17 protein-coding genes, 1 rRNA gene and 1 pseudogene are annotated in these 19,051 nt (G+C 38.9%); 6 read left to right on the top strand and 13 right to left on the bottom strand.

Annotation, left to right across the window (positions count from 1 at the left end):
- Positions 1-5: 5 nt before the first annotated feature.
- The 4 genes and pseudogenes from I6F40_RS17350 to I6F40_RS17335 form a co-directional block, all read right to left on the bottom strand.
- Positions 6-1,016 (bottom strand): ArsJ-associated glyceraldehyde-3-phosphate dehydrogenase, encoded by a 1,011-nt coding sequence (locus tag I6F40_RS17350; RefSeq protein WP_166377491.1) that lies wholly within the window; start codon positions 1,014-1,016, stop codon positions 6-8.
- Positions 1,017-1,085: 69 nt separating this feature from the next.
- Positions 1,086-2,356 (bottom strand): annotated as a pseudogene (locus I6F40_RS17345) (IS4 family transposase).
- Positions 2,357-2,445: 89 nt separating this feature from the next.
- Positions 2,446-2,802: a metalloregulator ArsR/SmtB family transcription factor gene (locus I6F40_RS17340; RefSeq protein ID WP_197193259.1), complete on the bottom strand. Its 357-nt coding sequence runs from the start codon at positions 2,800-2,802 to the stop codon at positions 2,446-2,448.
- Positions 2,803-2,964: 162 nt separating this feature from the next.
- Positions 2,965-3,393, bottom strand: coding sequence for an organic hydroperoxide resistance protein (locus I6F40_RS17335; RefSeq protein WP_197193258.1), 429 nt, complete (start codon positions 3,391-3,393; stop codon positions 2,965-2,967).
- A 123-nt stretch (positions 3,394-3,516) separates the two neighbouring features.
- On the opposite strand from I6F40_RS17335, the gene I6F40_RS17330 reads away from it, so the two are divergent.
- The 3 genes from I6F40_RS17330 (at position 3,517) to astB (ending at position 7,064) form a co-directional block, all read left to right on the top strand.
- Complete coding sequence (locus I6F40_RS17330; RefSeq protein WP_197193257.1) at positions 3,517-3,951, top strand: MarR family winged helix-turn-helix transcriptional regulator; 435 nt, start codon at positions 3,517-3,519, stop codon at positions 3,949-3,951.
- A gap of 45 nt (positions 3,952-3,996) precedes the next feature.
- Positions 3,997-5,085 (top strand): L-dopachrome tautomerase-related protein, encoded by a 1,089-nt coding sequence (locus tag I6F40_RS17325; RefSeq protein WP_197193256.1) that lies wholly within the window; start codon positions 3,997-3,999, stop codon positions 5,083-5,085.
- Between the two features lie 632 nt (positions 5,086-5,717).
- Complete coding sequence (gene astB, locus I6F40_RS17320) at positions 5,718-7,064, top strand: N-succinylarginine dihydrolase (protein WP_197193255.1); 1,347 nt, start codon at positions 5,718-5,720, stop codon at positions 7,062-7,064.
- 80 nt (positions 7,065-7,144) lie between these two features.
- Here the strand turns inward: astB and I6F40_RS17315 are convergent, their stop codons facing one another.
- Positions 7,145-7,999 carry a mechanosensitive ion channel family protein gene (locus tag I6F40_RS17315; protein WP_197193254.1) on the bottom strand — a complete coding sequence of 285 codons (855 nt, stop codon included), beginning with the start codon at positions 7,997-7,999 and terminating at the stop codon, positions 7,145-7,147.
- Positions 8,000-8,274: 275 nt separating this feature from the next.
- On the opposite strand from I6F40_RS17315, the gene I6F40_RS17310 reads away from it, so the two are divergent.
- A complete protein-coding gene (locus I6F40_RS17310) occupies positions 8,275-8,955 on the top strand; it encodes an SDR family oxidoreductase (protein WP_197193253.1) in 681 nt (226 codons plus the stop codon).
- 132 nt (positions 8,956-9,087) lie between these two features.
- On the opposite strand, the gene I6F40_RS17305 is transcribed toward I6F40_RS17310, so the two are convergent.
- A complete protein-coding gene (locus I6F40_RS17305; protein WP_165729431.1) occupies positions 9,088-9,426 on the bottom strand; it encodes a carbon starvation protein CstA in 339 nt (112 codons plus the stop codon).
- A 193-nt stretch (positions 9,427-9,619) separates the two neighbouring features.
- Positions 9,620-11,053, bottom strand: coding sequence for a toll/interleukin-1 receptor domain-containing protein (locus tag I6F40_RS17300; protein ID WP_165741040.1), 1,434 nt, complete (start codon positions 11,051-11,053; stop codon positions 9,620-9,622).
- 418 nt (positions 11,054-11,471) lie between these two features.
- Here I6F40_RS17300 and I6F40_RS17295 point away from each other — a divergent pair, with 418 nt between their 5' ends.
- Complete coding sequence (locus I6F40_RS17295; protein ID WP_197193252.1) at positions 11,472-12,785, top strand: M20/M25/M40 family metallo-hydrolase; 1,314 nt, start codon at positions 11,472-11,474, stop codon at positions 12,783-12,785.
- A gap of 89 nt (positions 12,786-12,874) precedes the next feature.
- Here I6F40_RS17295 and I6F40_RS17290 read toward each other — a convergent pair whose 3' ends face one another.
- The 3 genes from I6F40_RS17290 to I6F40_RS17280 all read right to left on the bottom strand — a co-directional run bounded on the left by I6F40_RS17290 (position 12,875) and on the right by I6F40_RS17280 (position 15,554).
- Complete coding sequence (locus I6F40_RS17290) at positions 12,875-13,672, bottom strand: response regulator (RefSeq protein ID WP_197193251.1); 798 nt, start codon at positions 13,670-13,672, stop codon at positions 12,875-12,877.
- A 152-nt stretch (positions 13,673-13,824) separates the two neighbouring features.
- Positions 13,825-14,541, bottom strand: coding sequence for an SIR2 family NAD-dependent protein deacylase (locus tag I6F40_RS17285; protein WP_197193250.1), 717 nt, complete (start codon positions 14,539-14,541; stop codon positions 13,825-13,827).
- Positions 14,538-15,554 carry a Kelch repeat-containing protein gene (locus I6F40_RS17280; RefSeq protein WP_197193249.1) on the bottom strand — a complete coding sequence of 339 codons (1,017 nt, stop codon included), beginning with the start codon at positions 15,552-15,554 and terminating at the stop codon, positions 14,538-14,540. Before I6F40_RS17280 ends, I6F40_RS17285 begins: the two co-directional genes overlap by 4 nt.
- Positions 15,555-15,912: 358 nt before the next feature.
- On the opposite strand from I6F40_RS17280, the gene I6F40_RS17275 reads away from it, so the two are divergent.
- Positions 15,913-16,101 carry a hypothetical protein gene (locus I6F40_RS17275; RefSeq protein ID WP_197193248.1) on the top strand — a complete coding sequence of 63 codons (189 nt, stop codon included), beginning with the start codon at positions 15,913-15,915 and terminating at the stop codon, positions 16,099-16,101.
- Positions 16,102-16,222: 121 nt separating this feature from the next.
- Here I6F40_RS17275 and I6F40_RS17270 read toward each other — a convergent pair whose 3' ends face one another.
- The 3 genes from I6F40_RS17270 to rrf all read right to left on the bottom strand — a co-directional run bounded on the left by I6F40_RS17270 (position 16,223) and on the right by rrf (position 18,832).
- The gene (locus tag I6F40_RS17270) at positions 16,223-17,098 is read right to left on the bottom strand and encodes a sensor domain-containing diguanylate cyclase (RefSeq protein ID WP_197193247.1); all 876 of its coding nucleotides are present in this window, start codon (positions 17,096-17,098) and stop codon (positions 16,223-16,225) included.
- A 639-nt stretch (positions 17,099-17,737) separates the two neighbouring features.
- Positions 17,738-18,373 carry a methyltransferase family protein gene (locus I6F40_RS17265; RefSeq protein ID WP_197193246.1) on the bottom strand — a complete coding sequence of 212 codons (636 nt, stop codon included), beginning with the start codon at positions 18,371-18,373 and terminating at the stop codon, positions 17,738-17,740.
- 344 nt (positions 18,374-18,717) lie between these two features.
- Positions 18,718-18,832, bottom strand: a 5S ribosomal RNA gene (gene rrf, locus I6F40_RS17260).
- Between the last annotated feature and the right edge of the window lie 219 nt (positions 18,833-19,051).

Raw genomic sequence — 19,051 nt, 5'->3', positions numbered from 1 at the left:
CGAGATTAAACCACATCACTTTTTGCAACTTTAAGCATTAGCTCAGCAGTACGGTTTGCATAACCCCACTCGTTATCATACCAAGCGTATAACTTAAGCTGAGTGTTATTAATTATCATGGTTGAAAGGGCATCTATGGTGCAGCTGCGCGGATCTGTTTTGTAATCTATAGATACAAGCGGTCTTTCTTCGTAGCCTAAAATATCTTTTAGCTCGTTATTTGCAGCGCTTTTGAACCAGTCATTCACTTCACTTTGTGTAACGCCGCGCTCAAGCTCAAATACGCAATCGGTAATTGACGCATTAGTAAGAGGCACACGAACAGCATGGCCGTTTAACTTGCCCTTAAGCTCAGGGAATATATGCGTAATAGCCGTTGCACTGCCGGTTGTGGTTGGTATTAAACTAGTCCCGCACGAGCGCGCGCGACGTAAATCTTTATGAGGTGCATCAATAATAGTTTGTGTATTGGTAATATCGTGAATCGTGGTCATTGAGCCGTGCTTAATGCCCACTTTCTCTTGCAAAATCTTTACTATTGGCGCTAAACAGTTAGTTGTACACGAAGCCGCCGTAACAATTTTATGCTCACTTGGGTTATAAAGATCATCGTTTACACCCATTACTACATTTAAAATACCATCTTCTTTTACTGGCGCCGTTACTACAACGCGCTTAACACCTTGTGCTAAATATTGGTTTAGCAACTCAGTTGTTTTCATTTTTCCGCTGGCTTCTATTACTACATCGCAATCTGACCAATCAGTTTCATTTATGGTTTTATTATTCGTCACTAAAATAGTGTGTTTACCTACACTAAATGAGTTTTCATCGCTGGTAATATGTTGTGCTAAGCGCCCATGTACCGAGTCAAACTCAATTAAATGAGCGTGTGTTTTAGCATCGCCCGCTACATCGTTTACTTTAATAAACTCTATTTCTGGCCAATCAACTGCTGCGCGCAATGTTAAACGCCCCATACGGCCAAAACCGTTAATACCTACTTTAATCGTCATAATAAAATACCTTTAATGAGTTAATTTATTTACTAATTAGTTAGTTAACAACAGCTCATAGGTTAGACATTAAGAGAGAATTGGATTCAGGCCGCATTTTAATCGTCCTTTTTCTTTATCTCTTTTTGGGTTCGCTCTTCGTGCATATTTTGACAAAAAACTGATAGTTTTTTGCCATGCTTTATTCAGTGTCGATATCACGCCTTGTGTTATCGACTCCATTAATTGATAAAACCAACCTTGGGTGTTTTTTGCTACCATAAATGTTGATAGCTCAATACCGGCAAGTTGTTGAACACTCATGCCTATTCGCCTCTTTACTAACAACGTCAATAAACTTGCCCACACCAAGCCTTCCATCATGCTCGCTTTTCTGGTGTTAAATTTCTGAAGGTTGCAATAAGACTTCCATTCTTTAAACAGTAACTCTATTTGCCATCTGAGACTGTAGAGCTTTATTACCGCTTCAGCACTAAATTTTTCTCGATTTAAGTTCGTTGCCCAATAAGTAGGCTCACTTTTTCCTTTAGGCCAGCTCGCAATCAATCGATAATTCGTTTTACCTTCCACATCCATATCGACAATAACACTACGACGAATATGCTTTTTAACGTCCTTTTACTTCTCTGTGAAAACCGTTTTAACGCGTTACCGTGACGATTAAAAGCAGCTACTACGGTTGGATTAACCGTGGTTTTAGCCCTGACAACATAAAAGCCTCCTGCTGTATCAATTGATTCAAGATACGATAACTTAAAATAACCTCTATCCGCTAAAAACAAGGTGTCGACTAACGATTTAGCATCAGGTAAAAAATCATATTCAGCTTGGCTATCAGGACTCACTGAGATTTCTTCGGGATAACCTTGAAGCACATCCCAACTCACATGAACCTCTATTGCCGCAGGACTTATTTTAGTAAAGCGACCTTTAAAGGTATCTTTTAAACTATCGTGCACTGCGAACGAACTTCCATCTTGCATTACTATGCGTTTAAAGTCAGAAAGAGTGGCGTCTGTACCGAGTATTTGTTGCTGCCATTCATTTAACGCCACATCGACCAGTGATTTCATCAATAGGCTGAATTCAGGCTTACTCAGTTGATTGTGAAACGGTTTATATTGAACATCAGTTTCCGTCAACTTCACAAAATAGCGATGTAAATCTGTCACGGTGTTTACCGATTTATCGCCTAGAGCCGTTATTAACGACATGACTAATTCGAAAGGTTTTATTATTCGTTTACGGCTACAAAAACGGCTTGTTTTACCTATTTCGTTAATATTAAAATCGTTAAGCACTTTCGTTATTTTGTTTAACTCAGTATTATGTTTATTCATGCTCTGCTTTTGGGATAGATAGTGGTTTGGCGATTACTATCAGATCAAATTCAGAGCATGTTTTCAAGTTTTATTCCTTAAGATCCAACCTATGAACAACAGCTAGCTGCTCGTTCAGGACGGTTACCCATAGTATTTAACCGCGTTAAATCATTTTCATAAAATGAAGGGTTAGCAGTCAGGGTTTGCGTTAATACATTTTTAGCCCATTCAGGCAGGGCTTTATTAATACTGTAATAAACCCATTGATTTTGCTTACGGTCGCTCAGTAATCCGCATTGTCTTAATTGTGCTAAATGGCGCGACACTTTAGGCTGGCTTAGTTCAAGTGCGGCAACAAGTTCGCATACACACAGCTCTTCTTGGTCGCTAATTAATAGCATTGCTTTTAAACGCGTATCGTCCGCTAGGCATTTATAAAATTGAAGTGGGTTGAATTGTTCCATAGTATCCTCGCAGTGTTAGTGCATAACAATAAAACAAAAACCAAACATATGGAATAGTGAATATACGATTATTTGTATATTTAAATTATTTTGCTTTAAAACGCAAAAAGCACACAACGACTACTTATCGTTGTGTGCTTTTAATAATTACGTTATTTAGTGTTAAATAACAGAAAGCTCTATTTCAATATTGCCACGTGTTGCGTTTGAGTATGGACATACTTGATGCGCTTTATCTACAAGCTCTTGCGCTGCTGCTTTATCCATATCACCTAGTGATACAGCAAGTTTTACCGCAATACCAAAACCGCCTTCAATCGCGCCAATAGACACTTCTGAATTAATATGTGTGTCGCTTGGTAAATCTATTTTTTCGCTACCCGCTACAAATTTAAGTGCGCCAATAAAACATGCTGCATAACCTGCGGCAAATAATTGCTCTGGGTTAGTGCCTTGTCCGTCATCGCCGCCTAAACCTTTAGGTGTTGATAGTTTTACATCTAAACGGCCATCATCAGATTTAGCTACGCCTTCACGGCCGCCAGTTGCAGTTGCTTTTGCTGTGTAAGCTACGTTTTGTAATACATTCATAATGAACTCCAAAGTTTAGTAATCAATTTAGTTTGTGTGCAAAATAATAGATCAAGTAATTAGCGATTGCAAATACTTTGCATGCAAATTAAAATAACATGTATCGAAATAAAGGATAAAGTTATGTCGTTTGAGCAATTAAAGTTAAAAAATCAGTTATGCCATCGGTTATACATGGCATCTAACAGCATTGCGCGTGCGTATCGCGAGCCTTTAAACGAGCTAAATTTAACTTACCCGCAATACGTAGTAATGATGGCCCTGTGGGAGCAAGACGAAATAACAATTGCAGGGCTAATAGATAAAACCGCGATAGATGGCGGTGCAATGACCCAAATACTCAAAAAAATGAGCGACAAATCATTACTGGCTGTCATTAAAGATGAGCACGACAAACGCAAACGCCTAGTGCAGCTAACCCAGTATGGCCAATCACTTAAGTTAAAAGCAGCCGATATTCCTAAAAATATTTTATGTAAATTTGATAGTGTAGATGCAGCGCAAGCGAAGCAGTTGATGCAGCTGCTCGATTTAGTAGTAAACGACTTAGCCGATTAGGCTCTTAATTTTTAAACAATAAACGTGTTTTAAAAGGTTTTTAAAATGACTCATATTAAAAAATTACTATTAGCTGCGGCGTGTAGCACGGTACTTTTAGGTAGCAACGCCGTATCTGCTAATACTGCTAACCAAAATGCTGATTTAAAAACAGTAGCCACATTTGATGCGCAGCACCCACCGGGTAACATTGCTATTACCCCATCGGGAAGAAAGTTTTTATCTGTGCATGGTTTTTTTGGCCAAAAGCAAAAAATTATGGAGCTTTTAAGCGATGGCACAACTAAGCCCTACCCTAATGAAGAATGGGCTTACGCGTACAATAACGGTAAAGGCTTTTATGATGTACTTGGCATAAATGTATCAAGCGATGGCGTTTTATGGATGCTCGACACTTCAGGGCCAGAGCGCGCTGGGCGTTTAGTGGGTTGGGATACGAATAAAGAGCAACTACATAAAATTATTTACTTGGCTAAACCTACCATTACCGACACCTCGTTTTTAAACGATTTAGTAATCGATAACATTGCCGACACAGCACAAGGCAGCCAAGCCGCCATTATTACGGTTAACCTTAAAACAGGTGTTGCACGCAGAGTATTACAAGATAGCCATTACACTACAGCCGAAAATATCGATATGGTTATTGATGGCCGCACTATGAGCCTTGGCGGCCAACCAGCACGCTTAGGTGTAAACCCTATAACGCTTGACCCTAACGAAGACTGGCTTTACTTTGGATCTATGTCGGGCACGTCGGTTTACCGTATTGCAACCAGCGCTATAAATAACGAGAGCCTTTCGGCTAAAGCACTTGAAGACAAGGTAGCCCGTTACGGCACTAAACCAATTTCCGATGGTATTATTGTTGATGGCGGCGGTAACGTATATGTAACCGATATAACCAATGGCGCAATTGGCGTAGTTAAACCCACAGGCGACTACGAAATATTATTTAAAGACGACCGCTTAAGCTGGCCTGATGGCTTTAGCTACGGAGCGGATCATAAAATATACTTTACCGTTGACGATTTACACAACTCGCCTGTACTTAATAATGGCAAAAATCAAAGCCACGGTAAATTTAAAGTAATGTCGTTCAAGCCTTTAGTAAAAGGAAAAGTAGGCCGCTAATTACTTTTTAAATGACTACATTTATTAAAGAGCCTTGCACATTTAAGTGACCCAGTTGCAGGGCTTTTTGTTAAAAACACACCACACTGGTGCATATTTTAAAAATACTTCACCGCTTTGGTGCTAATCATTAAGTACGTATTTATACTTAAATACTAAATACCTGATTTTTATTCATAAAATATTCAAGTTAATGTTGGCATACTTCTTCCTATAGACTGATGTGTTCAGTGAAAATATCAGGAAAAACCATGTTCAACTTATATCATACCCTTTACCTTTTATGGCGTTTAGACATTAGCGTTTGGCAAGTTAACGAGCCTACAAATACCCGCACTACCGCTGATAAAGAACGCGCCTATGTTAAGTAGCATCGTATTGTGTAAAGGCTTGGCATAAAGCTTAAATGTATAAACCTACTTTAGGCTAAGCTTTTGCACACTATGAAATTTATGTGTACATTTTAATTAAACTTCAAATTAATCGTTCAATATAAAAACAACCCCCTTGTAATAAACTCCACATTTAAAAACATCGAAAAAATTACTAAAAACACTGCGTTTATAACTTTGCAAGCAGCTCAATTGCATTGTATTGTTGCACCCTATTGAAAATTTTTAGTTGGAACGTGTATGAACGCTTTGGAAGTTAATTTTGATGGCTTAGTGGGTCCTACTCACAACTACGCTGGTTTATCGTATGGTAATGTTGCCTCGTTGAATAACGCAGCAAGCTTTTCAAATCCTCAAGAGGCGGTACTTCAAGGCCTTGAAAAAATGAAAGCCATGCACGGCAAAGGCCTAACTCAAGGTGTATTTGCCCCTCATGCACGCCCCGACTTAAACGTACTGCGCCGCTTAGGCTTTACCGGTAACGATGCGCAAGTCATTCATAAAGCATTTAAAGCCGACCCTATTTTATTACGCGCGTGTTATTCAGCGTCTGCAATGTGGACAGCCAATGCCGCTACGGTATCGCCATCTCCTGATACAACCGACGGCAAAGTACATTTTACTTCAGCTAATTTAAATAATAAGTTTCATCGTTCATTAGAGCCTGCAACCACTACGCGCTTATTAAAAGCCATGTTTAATAACGACAAATACTTTGCACACCATACCCATTTGCCTGACCAAGGCTTTTTTGGCGACGAAGGTGCAGCAAACCATACTCGTTTTTGTGACAGCCACGGCGAGCAAGGTCTTGAAATGTTTGTATTTGGTGCCAGCGCGTTTAACAGCCAATTGCCAAAACCCGCTAAGTTTCCTGCAAGGCAAACACTTGAAGCCTCAGAAGCAATTTGTCGCTTACATAACTTAAAAGATTCAAGCCAAATTTTACTACAGCAAAATCCAGACGTAATAGACCAAGGTGTGTTTCATAATGATGTAATTGCTGTAGGTAACGCCAACGTATTACTGTGCCACCAGCAAGCATTTTTAAACCAAGCTTTGGCACTGCAAGATATTCGCGAAGCGTATGTGGGCAATAAAGAATTTTATATTATTGAAGTACCTACCGAAAAAGTAAGCATTCAAGACGCAGTAAGTAGTTATTTATTTAACAGCCAGCTTGTAAGCCTTGCCGATGGTTCAATGCTGTTAGTGGCACCACAAGAGTGTAAACGCAACAGCGCAGTTAACACCTACATTGAAGAAATGATTATGGCTGATAACCCAGTAAACCAAGTACAGTTTTTTGATTTACGCCAAAGTATGCAAAATGGCGGCGGCCCTGCTTGCTTGCGTTTACGTGTAGCCCTTAACGAGCAAGAACTTGCTGCAGTAAACCCAGAGGTTATTTTAACTGATACTAAATACACACAACTGTGTGACTGGGCAAAGCGTAACTACCGCGACAAATTAGCAGCAAGTGACTTTGCAGACTCAGCACTTCTAACAGAAAGCTACCAAGCACTTGATGAGCTAACGCAACTACTTAGCCTAGGCTCAGTGTACGACTTTCAATTAGAGCGTTAATACCTCAGTCAATACAAAGGCTAATACAAAAATAGCGAGCAAAGGCTCGCTATTTTTATTTGTGCTTGTGCCAATAGAATTTAAACGTCTTTATTTACCGTAACTGCCGATGCCATCGACTCAGATATATGCAGCGTACGCTGCGGAAACGGAATACTCAGCCCAGCACCTTCAATAGCTTCTTTAACGCGTTTATTTAGATCCCACACGGTTTGCCAATAATCACCATTTACAGTCCATGCGCGTAATTGAATGTTCACTGCGCTTTCGCCTATTGATGTCACCATTACTTTAGGTGCAGGCTCTGCGAGTAATCGGCTCTCTGATGCAGCTAATTCTTTAAGTACATTTAAGCCAACGTCAATAGAGTCAGCATACGAAATACCCACCACTATATCCATTCGTCTTTTGCCATTACGGGTAAAGTTTTTAATATTGCCACCCCATACTTTACCGTTAGGCGATGCGATATAAAGGCCGTCGGTGGTTTTAAAAATAGTGGTAAACAAGTTTATTTCACTCACAGTACCAAGCGTACCACTGGCATCAACAAAGTCGCCTATTTTAAAAGGTCTAAGTATTAGCAGCATAATTCCTGCAGCAATATTACTCAGCGTATTTTTAAGGGCTAAACCAATCGCTAAACCTGCAGCGCCCATTAGCGCAATTAAGCTTGCCGTATTAACGCCAAAAATATCTAAAATAAATAGCCCGCCAATTATATAAACTAAATACCCAGCAATACTTGATAAAAGAGGAAGCAGCGTACTATCCACTCTTTTTAATGGCGATTTAGAGTTTTTAATCGCTTTTTTAACCGAGCGTGCAATAAGCGCACTCGCAACTAAAATCACCAACGCTAAAATCACTTTGTACCCTAAAGTGATGATTGTTTCTGAATGGCTTTGCCAAAACGCTAAAAGTTTATCTTTCATGTTTGTTCCGATAAATGTGGCTGAAACTCAGCAAAATAATGGTTAAATTTAATAAAAACCGACTTCAAAAGAAGTGGCGCGAGTATATAGAATAAAAAATTTAAACCTATCTTTTTTAATCACTTATTTCAATTTTAAAAACAACATTAAAACCATGATTTTTGAGACGCAAAGCCCGCCTATTTACGGCGAATTTATAGCGACTATTCAATGTAGGTTAATCGTTTATTGGTATGGTGATTTTAAGTTTTTAACGTTTATTAAAGAGGTTATCTATGGCAAAAGAAAAAATAGTACTCATAACCGGCGCTTCAAGTGGCATTGGTGAAGCAACCGCAAAAACCCTTGTTAATAATGGTCATAAAGTAATACTTACCGCTAGACGCGAAGATAAGTTAACTGAGTTAGTAGAGTCACTAGGCTCAAATAATGCACTGGGCGTAGCCGCAGATGCAACCGACTTTACCGCGCTTGAAAGCGTAGTTGCCAAAGGCATTGAAAAGTTTGGCCGATTAGATGTAGCCTTTGCTAACGCAGGTATCGGCGTTTCAACCGCTGGCACCGAAAAAGGCGACCCTGATGAGTGGTCAACCATGATCGACATAAACATTAAAGCCCTACTGTGGACTGCAAAATTAACCCTGCCGCATTTACGCCAAAACAAAGGTCACTTTATCTTAACCAGCTCTGCCGCTGGCCGTAAGCCAATTGGCGGCTCTATTTACGGTGCAACTAAATGGTTTGCTTACGGCTTTGGACAAAACCTTGCGGAAGAAATGAGCGAGTGGAACGGCCGCTGTACCACCATAGCCCCAGGCATGGTAAACACCCCGTTTTTTGATGAAGCTAAACCCGATAAACTCGACCCGCAAGATGTAGCCGACGCCGTACTGTTTGCTATTGAAGCAAACCAGCGCAACAGCGTACGTGAGATTTATTTAATGCCGACTAATTAACGTTGCTTGGTTTAGTTTGGGCTGTCAGGTTTAATGCCAATGGCGTTAAACCTGATGGTTATTAGTGCCTTGTTTGGGTTAGAATTTAGCAGGCAACAGTAAAGCAAAGGTATTGGATATTTAAAGGGCTTTTTAATTGCCAATGCTGCCCTTAAACCATATGTAAGCAAAATATAGAGCAACGGCAATATATCCAAAAGAAATAATTAGATTTACTTTCCAAAGGTTTAGCCAAAAATTACCTCTGAAATAAGTGCGTTCTCTTACTTTATGGTAAAACAATGCTACTGAAGAGGGTACTAATATTAACGCAGACCAACCAAGCATAGGTAACACCATAAACATAATGCCTATCCCTGCACCTCCTGCTGAAGCGTCGGATGTTTCACCATCAATTGGGGCTAGCATCACGTAGCCTAAAATAAACCCGGCAATCGCAAGTATAAAACCTAAAAGCTGAAGTGTTCGCATAATTATCCTTGGCAACTAACGAGACTGTAAAATAACGCCAACAGCCAAATTCAATTAAAAACAAGATCCTGTAATTAACTCTAAGCGTTTTTAAAGCATTACAAAATTTAGGTTGGGTGTCACTGTAATTCACATAACGTTTGCAATAAATTGCTAATTTTACTAGCAGTCCACCTAAGGGCCTGTTGTTAGCTCACTTTAAGCTATCAAGCTCTTCGATATTCATAGATGCTCCAAAATCACTTTCATAATGAAAGTTGTGCCATCTACTTACACCTACACGTATTTGTCCTTCTTTTATTTTACTTCTCAGCTCTTCCACTGACTCAACTCCTGTGATTTTTGCAAGTTTAAGATAATTCTTATGTTGCGCGGCCCTGACAAAAAATGGATAACCATTTGCATAAGATGAATAATGTAATGTTGCAGGATACCATCTAGTTTCTGGGGTTATAAAGGACATGAGAAGCGTAAGAAGATCTGCTTGTCGAATATCTGAAAAAGGGATGTCCTCTCGGTCAGCTTGCTTTTTAATAAGTTCCGCAGCGGGTGCATATAATTTTTGGTTAGGTGGTGCTAAAACCGATTGTAAAGTTTCAGAATAGCCATAGAAGCAGTCAAATTTTTCAAACTTATTATTACCATATTGATCTGATGAAGGTAATAAATAATGGGAAGTGTAAATGTGATTTAATACACCGTAGGCTCCTGTCTTTAGCAATGCAGCAACTATATAAAGAAATGTTTCATAAACAAAAACTGAGTGGGCTTCAAACCAAGAATCATTCCAGCTATTTATTTCAGCTGGTCTAGACTTCAATTCTCTAAGCTTTTCAAGCATATCTATTAATGACTCTGAAAAAGTAGATTCATCGGTAATTTCACTTTCTAATAAAACCCAATCACAAAGGTGATTTCTTACGGCTTTTAACTTATTACAATCCTCTAGAACTTTTTCACCTATCGATTCAACGTCAGGACGCTCTCTTACCCTTAAGTCATCAGCGTATGCAATGCATGATTCGATGAAATCTCGTCGATAATGATTAAGACCTTTTTTGTCTTGTAAAACAGCTTGTTTTAACGAGTTAAATTTTGCAAAAGTTTCACTTGTTGGGATTGGCGTATCACTTGTTATAAAAGTTGGAGCCTTTCCCTTTTTTGGTTTTACGTACTGTGGCTTCCCATAAAGAAGGCGAATGAGCTGTTCCCAATTCTCATTTTCAGCTTCAGAGCTAGAAAAATTAATCCACATCCGTGATTGCATAAAGGCAGGTAAAACAGGCTCACCTTCAGAAAATTCACATACGATTGGGATGAACTTTGATTGCTTCACCTTCTGATAAACTTCACCAGATATAATTTGAGATTCAGTACCTACCCCAGCCTTACGGGCATTTGCTTTATCAGCATATACCTTATCGCAAATAACAAGTACATGGGTGACTTCAGGGTCAGTAACCATACTTTCCATAAAAGCATACTTATCGTCTCCTTCTTTCAAGTCATAAATATCTAAGATAACATCGACGCCATCGGCAACAAGCCTATCAGCCCAATGTTTCACTAACTCTTGGTGAGTTTGATCTGACCAACTATACGAAATAAATACTTTTGGATCTTCCATAAACCTAGACTCTTATATTGAGAGTGATGTAGAGAGCTAACAATTTAGTCTACAACATTTGTCGTTTTACAAACCGATAAGTGTACCTGTATTACAATGATTTTATCCTAGCTATAAAATAAACAACTGTAAACAGATAGTTAGCTTCGCCTTACCTTTTCTAAATACAGAAAAAACAAAATGGTAGAGATCAGCAATACCAGACAAATCTCTGTTTAGTTGTACAGATTGATTATTAGTTAAAAGGTTATAGTTTAAATACCTGTGTTTAAACCAATAACGCGTACACCCTATAACCCTTAAACTTGTAACTCGTTATTGCTTATAAAATTAGTTAAAAATCACAATCTACTCCTATTGAATCCTGTGTATTTTTACTTCATATTAAATACTCTTATTTCTCACTTATTATGCCGTTATGTCATTTTTAAAATTTAGCCATGCACTTATCCTCACACTTGCTAGTACCTTACCGCTTACAAGCCATGCGGCGCTTGATAAAAACGAGCGTGAAATAATAAAACAGGTCGATAAAAACATTCCCCAAGCACTTAAAGAAATAGAGCAAGCCGTAAATATTAATAGTGGTTCGCTTAATATTGAAGGTGTAAAAAAAGTAGGTGCGCTTACAAGCGAGCAGCTAAAAGCCATAGGTTTTAAAGTAGAATGGCTTGATGGCAGTGCGTTTAACCGTGCAGGGCATGTATTAGCAACCCATGAGAGTAATGATCCAGATGCAATAAAAATACTGATGATCGGCCATCTAGATACGGTATTTGCCAAAAGCGATGACTTTACTACTTATAAAAAGCTTGATGCCGATACAGCCAGTGGCCCAGGCGTTGCCGATATGAAAGGCGGTAACACGATAATAATTACCGCACTTAAAAGCTTACAAGCCCTTAATTTACTCGAAAATGTAAGCATAAAAGTGTTACTCACTGGCGATGAAGAAAGCAGCGGTCGCCCGCTTAGCTTATCTAAACAAGCTATTGTTGATGCCGCAATTTGGGCAGATGTAGCGCTTGGCTATGAAAATGGCGATAACAATATAAAAACAGCGATGGCGGCGCGCCGTGGTTATACCGGCTGGACGCTAAACGTAACCGCCGATGCTGCACATTCGTCGCAAATATTTAGTGAAAGCGTTGGTTATGGCGCTATTTACGAGGCATCACGTATTTTAAATGATTTTAGGGAGCAACTGGCCACGCAACCTAACTTAACATTTAATCCGGGGCTTATTGTGGGTGGCACAAATGCCGACTACGACAGTGCTAATTCGTCAGCAACGGCATTTGGTAAAAGTAATGTAATAGCACAAACCGTGCATGTAGCAGGTGATTTACGCGCACTTTCACCAAAACAATTCGAAAATGCAAAAAGGTCAATGCAACTCATTGCTAGCAACAGTTTAAATGGTAGTACAGCAGAGCTTATTTTTGGAGACGGTTACCCGCCAATGGCATTAACTGATGGCAATAAAAAGCTATTAGAATTATACAGCGACGCAAGCCACGATTTAGGTTTCAACAAAGTAGTAGCAGCTAACCCACGTAATGCAGGCGCTGCAGATATTTCGTTTGCCGCAAACCATGTTGATATGGCACTTGATGGTTTGGGCTTAATGGGCAGCGGCGCACACACTAAAAACGAAACAGCCGACTTAATCAGCCTTGATAAAAATATAAAAAAAACCGCATTACTTATTTATAGATTAGGAAAGCTGTAAGAGTAAATTTGCTGTAAAGCTAAGCGTAGGCAAATAATCATCGCCCTACGCTTAGCGTTACTTTTAAGGCATTATTTTAAGACATTATTTTAAGACATTATTTTAAACAGTAAATCTTTTACGGTTGCTGGCTCAAATGGTTTATCACAAATTGCATCTACACCTGCTTGGGCTATGTTTGCTAAATGTGTTTCGTTAGCTTCTGAGCTCACCATTAAAACAGGAATATGCGAGTAGCTATTTGAGCTTCTAACGGCTTCTGTTAGCTCTCGTCCATCCATTTCTGGCATATTGTAGTCGGTTACTATTAAGTCAAAAGGTTGTGAGTTAAGATAATCAATTGCCTGTTTACCATCCTCAGCTTCAACAGGTGCCGGAATACCCATACCAGTTAATACTCGGATAATATGCTTACGTGCAAAACGGCTATCATCGACAACAAGCACTCGTAGTAAAGTTACATCGAAGTGTTCAAGCTCAACTTCTTCCTCAGTAATAATATCTAAAGTAGCTTTAAGTGCTCGGGTAATCGCTTCTGCACTAAAAGGCTTTGGTAAAATAGCCAACACGCCAGATTGGCGAAGTTGCTCTAGATATTTTTTATTACGCTCACTCGATACCAGCATAAATGCTTGATGTTCAGTACGCGGTGTTGATCTTATTTTTTGTAATAGTGAGTCGGCTGTCCCATCGGCCAAATACATTGCGCTTATTACTAAATCTGGCTGATAGCTTTCAAGAATTGTCAATGTTTGTGCTTGGGTAGTCGTAGTTTCAACCTGACTTACACCGCACTGCGATAATGATTTAATTATAAGTTTTTGCTGAACATCTGACGGCTCGACTAATAATATTGAAAGATTGCGTATCCCTGTTTGATCTGTCATTAATTTCTCAGTTATTTTTTATTTTATAGAAAACAAACACTACATTTATTCTTGTTATTATAGATCAACAGTCAATTATCAAAAACTAAAAAATAGCCAATGCGAACTAATATTACTAAATCCCTTCAAAACTAGGTGTAATAGTAAGTAGTCTAATTTTTTTGTATGTATTCTAATGCCGTCATTTTTTTATAGTTTACATTGGGGTGTAGAATATGAGCAGGCTCAGGATCGACAACTTCAATGGGAATATTGTAATCACGAGCTATTTCTATTGCTATTTGTGTAATATTAACGCTAAAGGAGGTACCCATAAATACGATTTTATCGGCGTTACTCATACGTTTTTGCGCTTCGCTAATTCTATAAAGCTCGGTGTAGTACTCATCAAACAATAAAACAAAGGGTTTAAAGGAGTGATTAAGCTCAGGTGCTTGATTTTTAATATTAAACACTTTAAATAATGAGTTGTGCAAGCAGCTTTCATCGACTTTTTCCCACGGAGCGGTAAATGGGGTTACATCATCGCTTTGCTCATGGAATAAGGTCATTTGATCGAGCCTGCCATGAATAGCAATGTAGTTTTTATTACCTGCTTTACCATCAAGTCCATCTATATTTTGAGTAATTAGGTTTTTGTCACTCAGCCAAAGGTGCACGTCGTTTGGACCATGGTTACGATACGTTGCAAAGCGATGGTAATACCATGCTAAAAACTCTTTAGGGGCGTTTTGATACATTGCGCGCGTTGCCATTTCCATAGGCGTATAATTTTTACTGCCTATAGTCCAGTAACCATCCTCCCCTCTAAAAGTGGGAATACCACTGGCTGCGCTGACTCCTGCCCCGGTAATGTAAAGGGTGTTCATTTTTGAACCTCGTAACCGAGTACGTTAGCGCTTACTTGCTGAGTGTTATCAATGCCGCCAATTCGATATAAAACCCCACTGTGCTCAAGGAAACCACGATGATCCATACTCTTTACTTCAACTGGGGATAAAACCTGCCATTCGTTTTTATAAACATTAAAGCGCCAAACATGATCACTTGCTAGTGCAGGTTTACCGTCGTAGCCTATTGCGCTGTAGTTATATGGGTTATTAGAGCCTGCCATCATATATATATTGCCATTATAGTTAGTGGCTGCCATTCGATAGTGAGCGGTGCCCGTTGGATGAGGCAACGTACGCCAATCTATTTTTTGTGGATTAGTTAAATCTATTGTGCCTTTTAAGCACTGTGCCACACCTACAAACGAGCGACGCGAATCAGGATTAGCTTGTGTTTTAACACCATCACAAATAACAATGGTATTACCGCTAATTGCAGCAGCTTGGCCAAATACGGGCTCACCTAAAAATGGCGAGGCTTGTTGCCATGTATTATTTTGCGTGTCGTACACTTGCACTAAGTTTACGTTGCCGTCGTTATGCCAACCGCTAATTAGGTAAATGTAACGCGCTTTGTAGCTCAGCGCTACGCTATCGTCTACAGGTACTGGCATGCTTGCAAGATGAGTGTAGGTATCTTTTATTACGTCGTATCGGTATACGTCGGGGCTTGAAACTTCAGTATGATCCTCTGCTACCGTATAGCCGCCAAACACATAGGCGTAATCGCCTAAACCGACTGCGGTGCTTGCTAAGCGCCCTTTTAGTGGCAAGCTTGAAGGCACACCAGTTTTAGATTGCCACTGTGAATCGCCAATTTTAAGCGCCCACACTTTGTTATGCACTGACGAGTATTGTTTATCGCGGCCCAGCCCCATAAAGCTTAAAAAATAGGTTTGGTTTTGTACTGTAACTTTAGCCACAGCATTATTAGCAACTGGCTCTGGTAAAGCAGGAAGGCTTGCTAACGCAAGAGAAAAAAGAAGGCTCATAAGGCAAATAATTTAATAAGAATTAATACGCTCAGATTAAATTATTTTAACCTTGTGAGCCAGTATTGTTATATCTAAATAATCAAACGCTTTTGATTAGTAACCATATTAGTAGGCAATACTAATATGCTAATTTACGTGCGCCGCATTTTGCGCTTCATCAACCATTGCTGTTGCGTAATCAGTGACCAAACCTAGCTTTCGCCTGCCTCAGTAAACTTATGTATATAGACAACGTTCCGCGCGCTTCAAAAAACCTATTTAGCTAAATAAGCCCTTAAACATAATTACTTAGCGTATAGCAGCGGCTAAATGGCGAATATTACCGAGTAAAAGTGATGAACAAGTAGTGGTGAGCGTGAATTTGCAATCAAACGAAATGACCGCATTAGTCAAAGCTGTGGTTAAAGGGACAGGAATTGCTAATATTTCGTGTGATTTAGCCAACCCTTCTTTAAAAAGAGCTGAACAGGCTGAGGTTCTACTTGAGTATTATTCATCAGGGCATAATTTATGGACTGTTTATTTATCACGTAATTATCAGTAAGCAGTAGTGCGTGCTTTCGTCGACTTTTTAACGCCGCACTGGCAAACCCATTTTAAAAATGCGATTACAAGCAAGGTATTGTAATTTTGAATTAGCTAACTGCGAAAGATTATCGTAATTATTAAGGTAAATAGGTTACGTTGTCTAAGCCTTGTTGTTTATTTTTGTACATAGCTTGGTCCGCATACTTTATGAGCTCGTGCTCTGTTTGGCCATGCTCTGGGTAATTTGCAATTCCGATACTGGGTGAAATATTTAATAGAACGTCATCTAACTTAAAGATGGTCCTAAACTCACTAAGAACTTTATTTTTGATTCTGACTGTTTCGTGGCTAGAACTTAAATTATCTAAGATAATTAAAAATTCGTCTCCGCCTAAACGCCCTACGGTGTCGTAATGTCTTACTGACGCTGAAAGCCTTTTTGCTATAGCGCATAAGAGCTTATCGCCAATTTCGTGTCCATGAGTATCGTTTACTGTTTTAAAGCCATTTATGTCTATAAACAGTAAAGAAAAAAATGTGTTGTCTCGGGTTGCACTAATAATTACTTTTTCTAATCGATTCATCAATAAAGATCGATTAGGTAGGCCGGTTAACACATCGTGCCGTGCCATATAATGGAGTTGATCTTCCATTACTTTACGTTCAGTTATATCGTGCGCGACAGCAATTCTGACTTGATGTTGCTCTGACCAACGAACAGACCATAATATATGAACTACTTGACCATCTTTTCTCATCCAACGGTTTTCAAAGCGAGGGTTTATCATTTCGCCAGACAATAGCGAAGTTACGGCGTTATGTGTTTTATGATGATCGCCTTCGTGAACATAGTTAATCATTTTTTTACCAACAACTTCATCGGCCGTATAACCAAAAATTTGCCCAAACGCTGCACTTACAAAAATAAATCTGCCATATTTATCAACCACACACACTGCATCAAGCATTAAATCGAGTACTTCTTCTACGCTAATAAACTCATTTTTCATCATACTTTGGTGCCTTTTAAGCAAAACCAAGTAAATTTTAGTATTCTATATACTGTCAATAAAAGCAAAGATAACCGTCCTAAAACAAGCGTTAATACAAAGTTAAGCTTATGCGCCCCCGTAAACAACCCTAACTACCAAAACACATCCAAACTAGACTGGCAGGCTCAAGTCTGAGGCGCATAACCTTTAAGCAGCTATAGCTACCATATGTTCAGCCATTTTTTGAAAGATTATAATTGATATAGCAATTGATGGGTTTGGGTATTAACCCCTTGCATATTTAATGCGTTTAGATATTTTAAAAATAGATCGCTATTTTATTCAAGACATTGAAGCAAACGATGATAACACCGCCCTAGTTAAGGCAACATTATTAGAGCGCATAATCCTGATGTACTGGTTGTTGAAGAAGGCGTGGAAACTCAAAAGCAGTTTTACTATTAAAAGAACTGGCATGCGACTACATACAAGGTTACATATTTTCAAAGATATTTCTAAAAGTGGATTAATTTCGAAATATATAAAGCACCAAGTTACAATTTAACGAGTAGTCTTTGTGTTTTTTTAAGCTTACAAAATTAATAAAACGACATTTATTAAGCAGCGAATTTATAGATTCGTAAAAGCTAAGTTATATACTTATAGCCAACGAGGTACAAGCTGCTTATATTGCAGATACTCTTCTGAAAATGATTGTGTTAAATGTTTCTCTTCTATTACGGTTTGTCTGTACAGGGCAGTTAACCCTACAAGCAAGCAAACTAAACTAAACAAGCTTGGCAGCGCTAAAAAGAAACCAATCTGAGCAGCTGCAACACCTAAATACATTGGGTTGCGCGAATACTCATAAAGCCCCGTTGTCTTAAGCTCTTTTGGCCCACTAGGATCAATTCCTGAACGCCAAAGGGATGCCATATTAAAATGCACAAACATCGTTAAAATAAAACCTGCACTTAATAATACATTACCAAACATCACTCCAGGCCAACCATTTAAGGGCTCAAACAATATTAAGTAGCCATCGAACTCAGGAATAAAAACCCTTACAACACAAACTAACCATATAGCAGCTCTAAAAAATTTAAACGTCATATGATTCCACCAACTTGCGCAAAATTGTTTTCCAGGGAAAATAACGCCAGAGGGTGTAGTTCGATTTTTATAAGCAATTCTATAAGTATAAAAAGCAGCTACAAACGTATAAAAAATAGCAAGATAAATACGCGTAAATTCAATCAGCGATGCAGAGTCATCTATAAAAGGTTGATAATTCATTAATGGAAGCCCAGTGCCTTTATTACAATACTAAGATAATAAATTCATCTTAGTATTCATGCCGTTAATTAACAAGCAAAGTAAGTGAAATATGTATAAGTTAGTTAGTTAGTTAGTTAGTTAGTTAGTTAGTTAGTTAGTTAGTTAGTTTACAGGTTTTGTTATATAAATTAAATCAAAGCTTACTTTTCGGCTAGCACCGAGATCTCTACAATGTGAAGTCGCTTCGCTCGCCCGACCTACGTGATAGTTGTTGAATGAGAGTGCGTTAATTGTGCACATTTCACTTTTCTGCAGACGTAAAAAAGCCCGAATCGTTAGATCCGGGCTTTCTACAATTTGAAGCCTGGTAATGTCCTACTTTCACATAGCAAATGCTACACTATCATCGGCGCTGTTTCGTTTCACTACTGAGTTCGGCATGGAGTCAGGTGGGTCCAAAACGCTATTGTCACCAAGCAAATTAGGTGCAAAGAATCAATGACAAGCACGTAGTGCTACCATTTTCTTTGCGCAAGGTGCCTCAACTTTAACGCTACGCGCTAAGAGTCACCTCTTGAATTTGGAAAATATCTGATAATATTTTTTAAGTCTTTCAGTAATATCTACTTTAGTCATATTAACTTCTGTCTAAACTGTCGCATAAAACGCGTTTGGCGTTGTATGGTTAAGCCTCAC

The sequence above is a fragment of the Pseudoalteromonas sp. SWXJ133 genome (genome assembly GCF_015864365.1).
Taxonomy (GTDB): Bacteria; Pseudomonadota; Gammaproteobacteria; order Enterobacterales; family Alteromonadaceae; genus Pseudoalteromonas; species Pseudoalteromonas arctica.
Note: the sequence above shows the minus strand (reverse complement) of the source record. Positions and strands in the feature narration are given on the sequence as shown.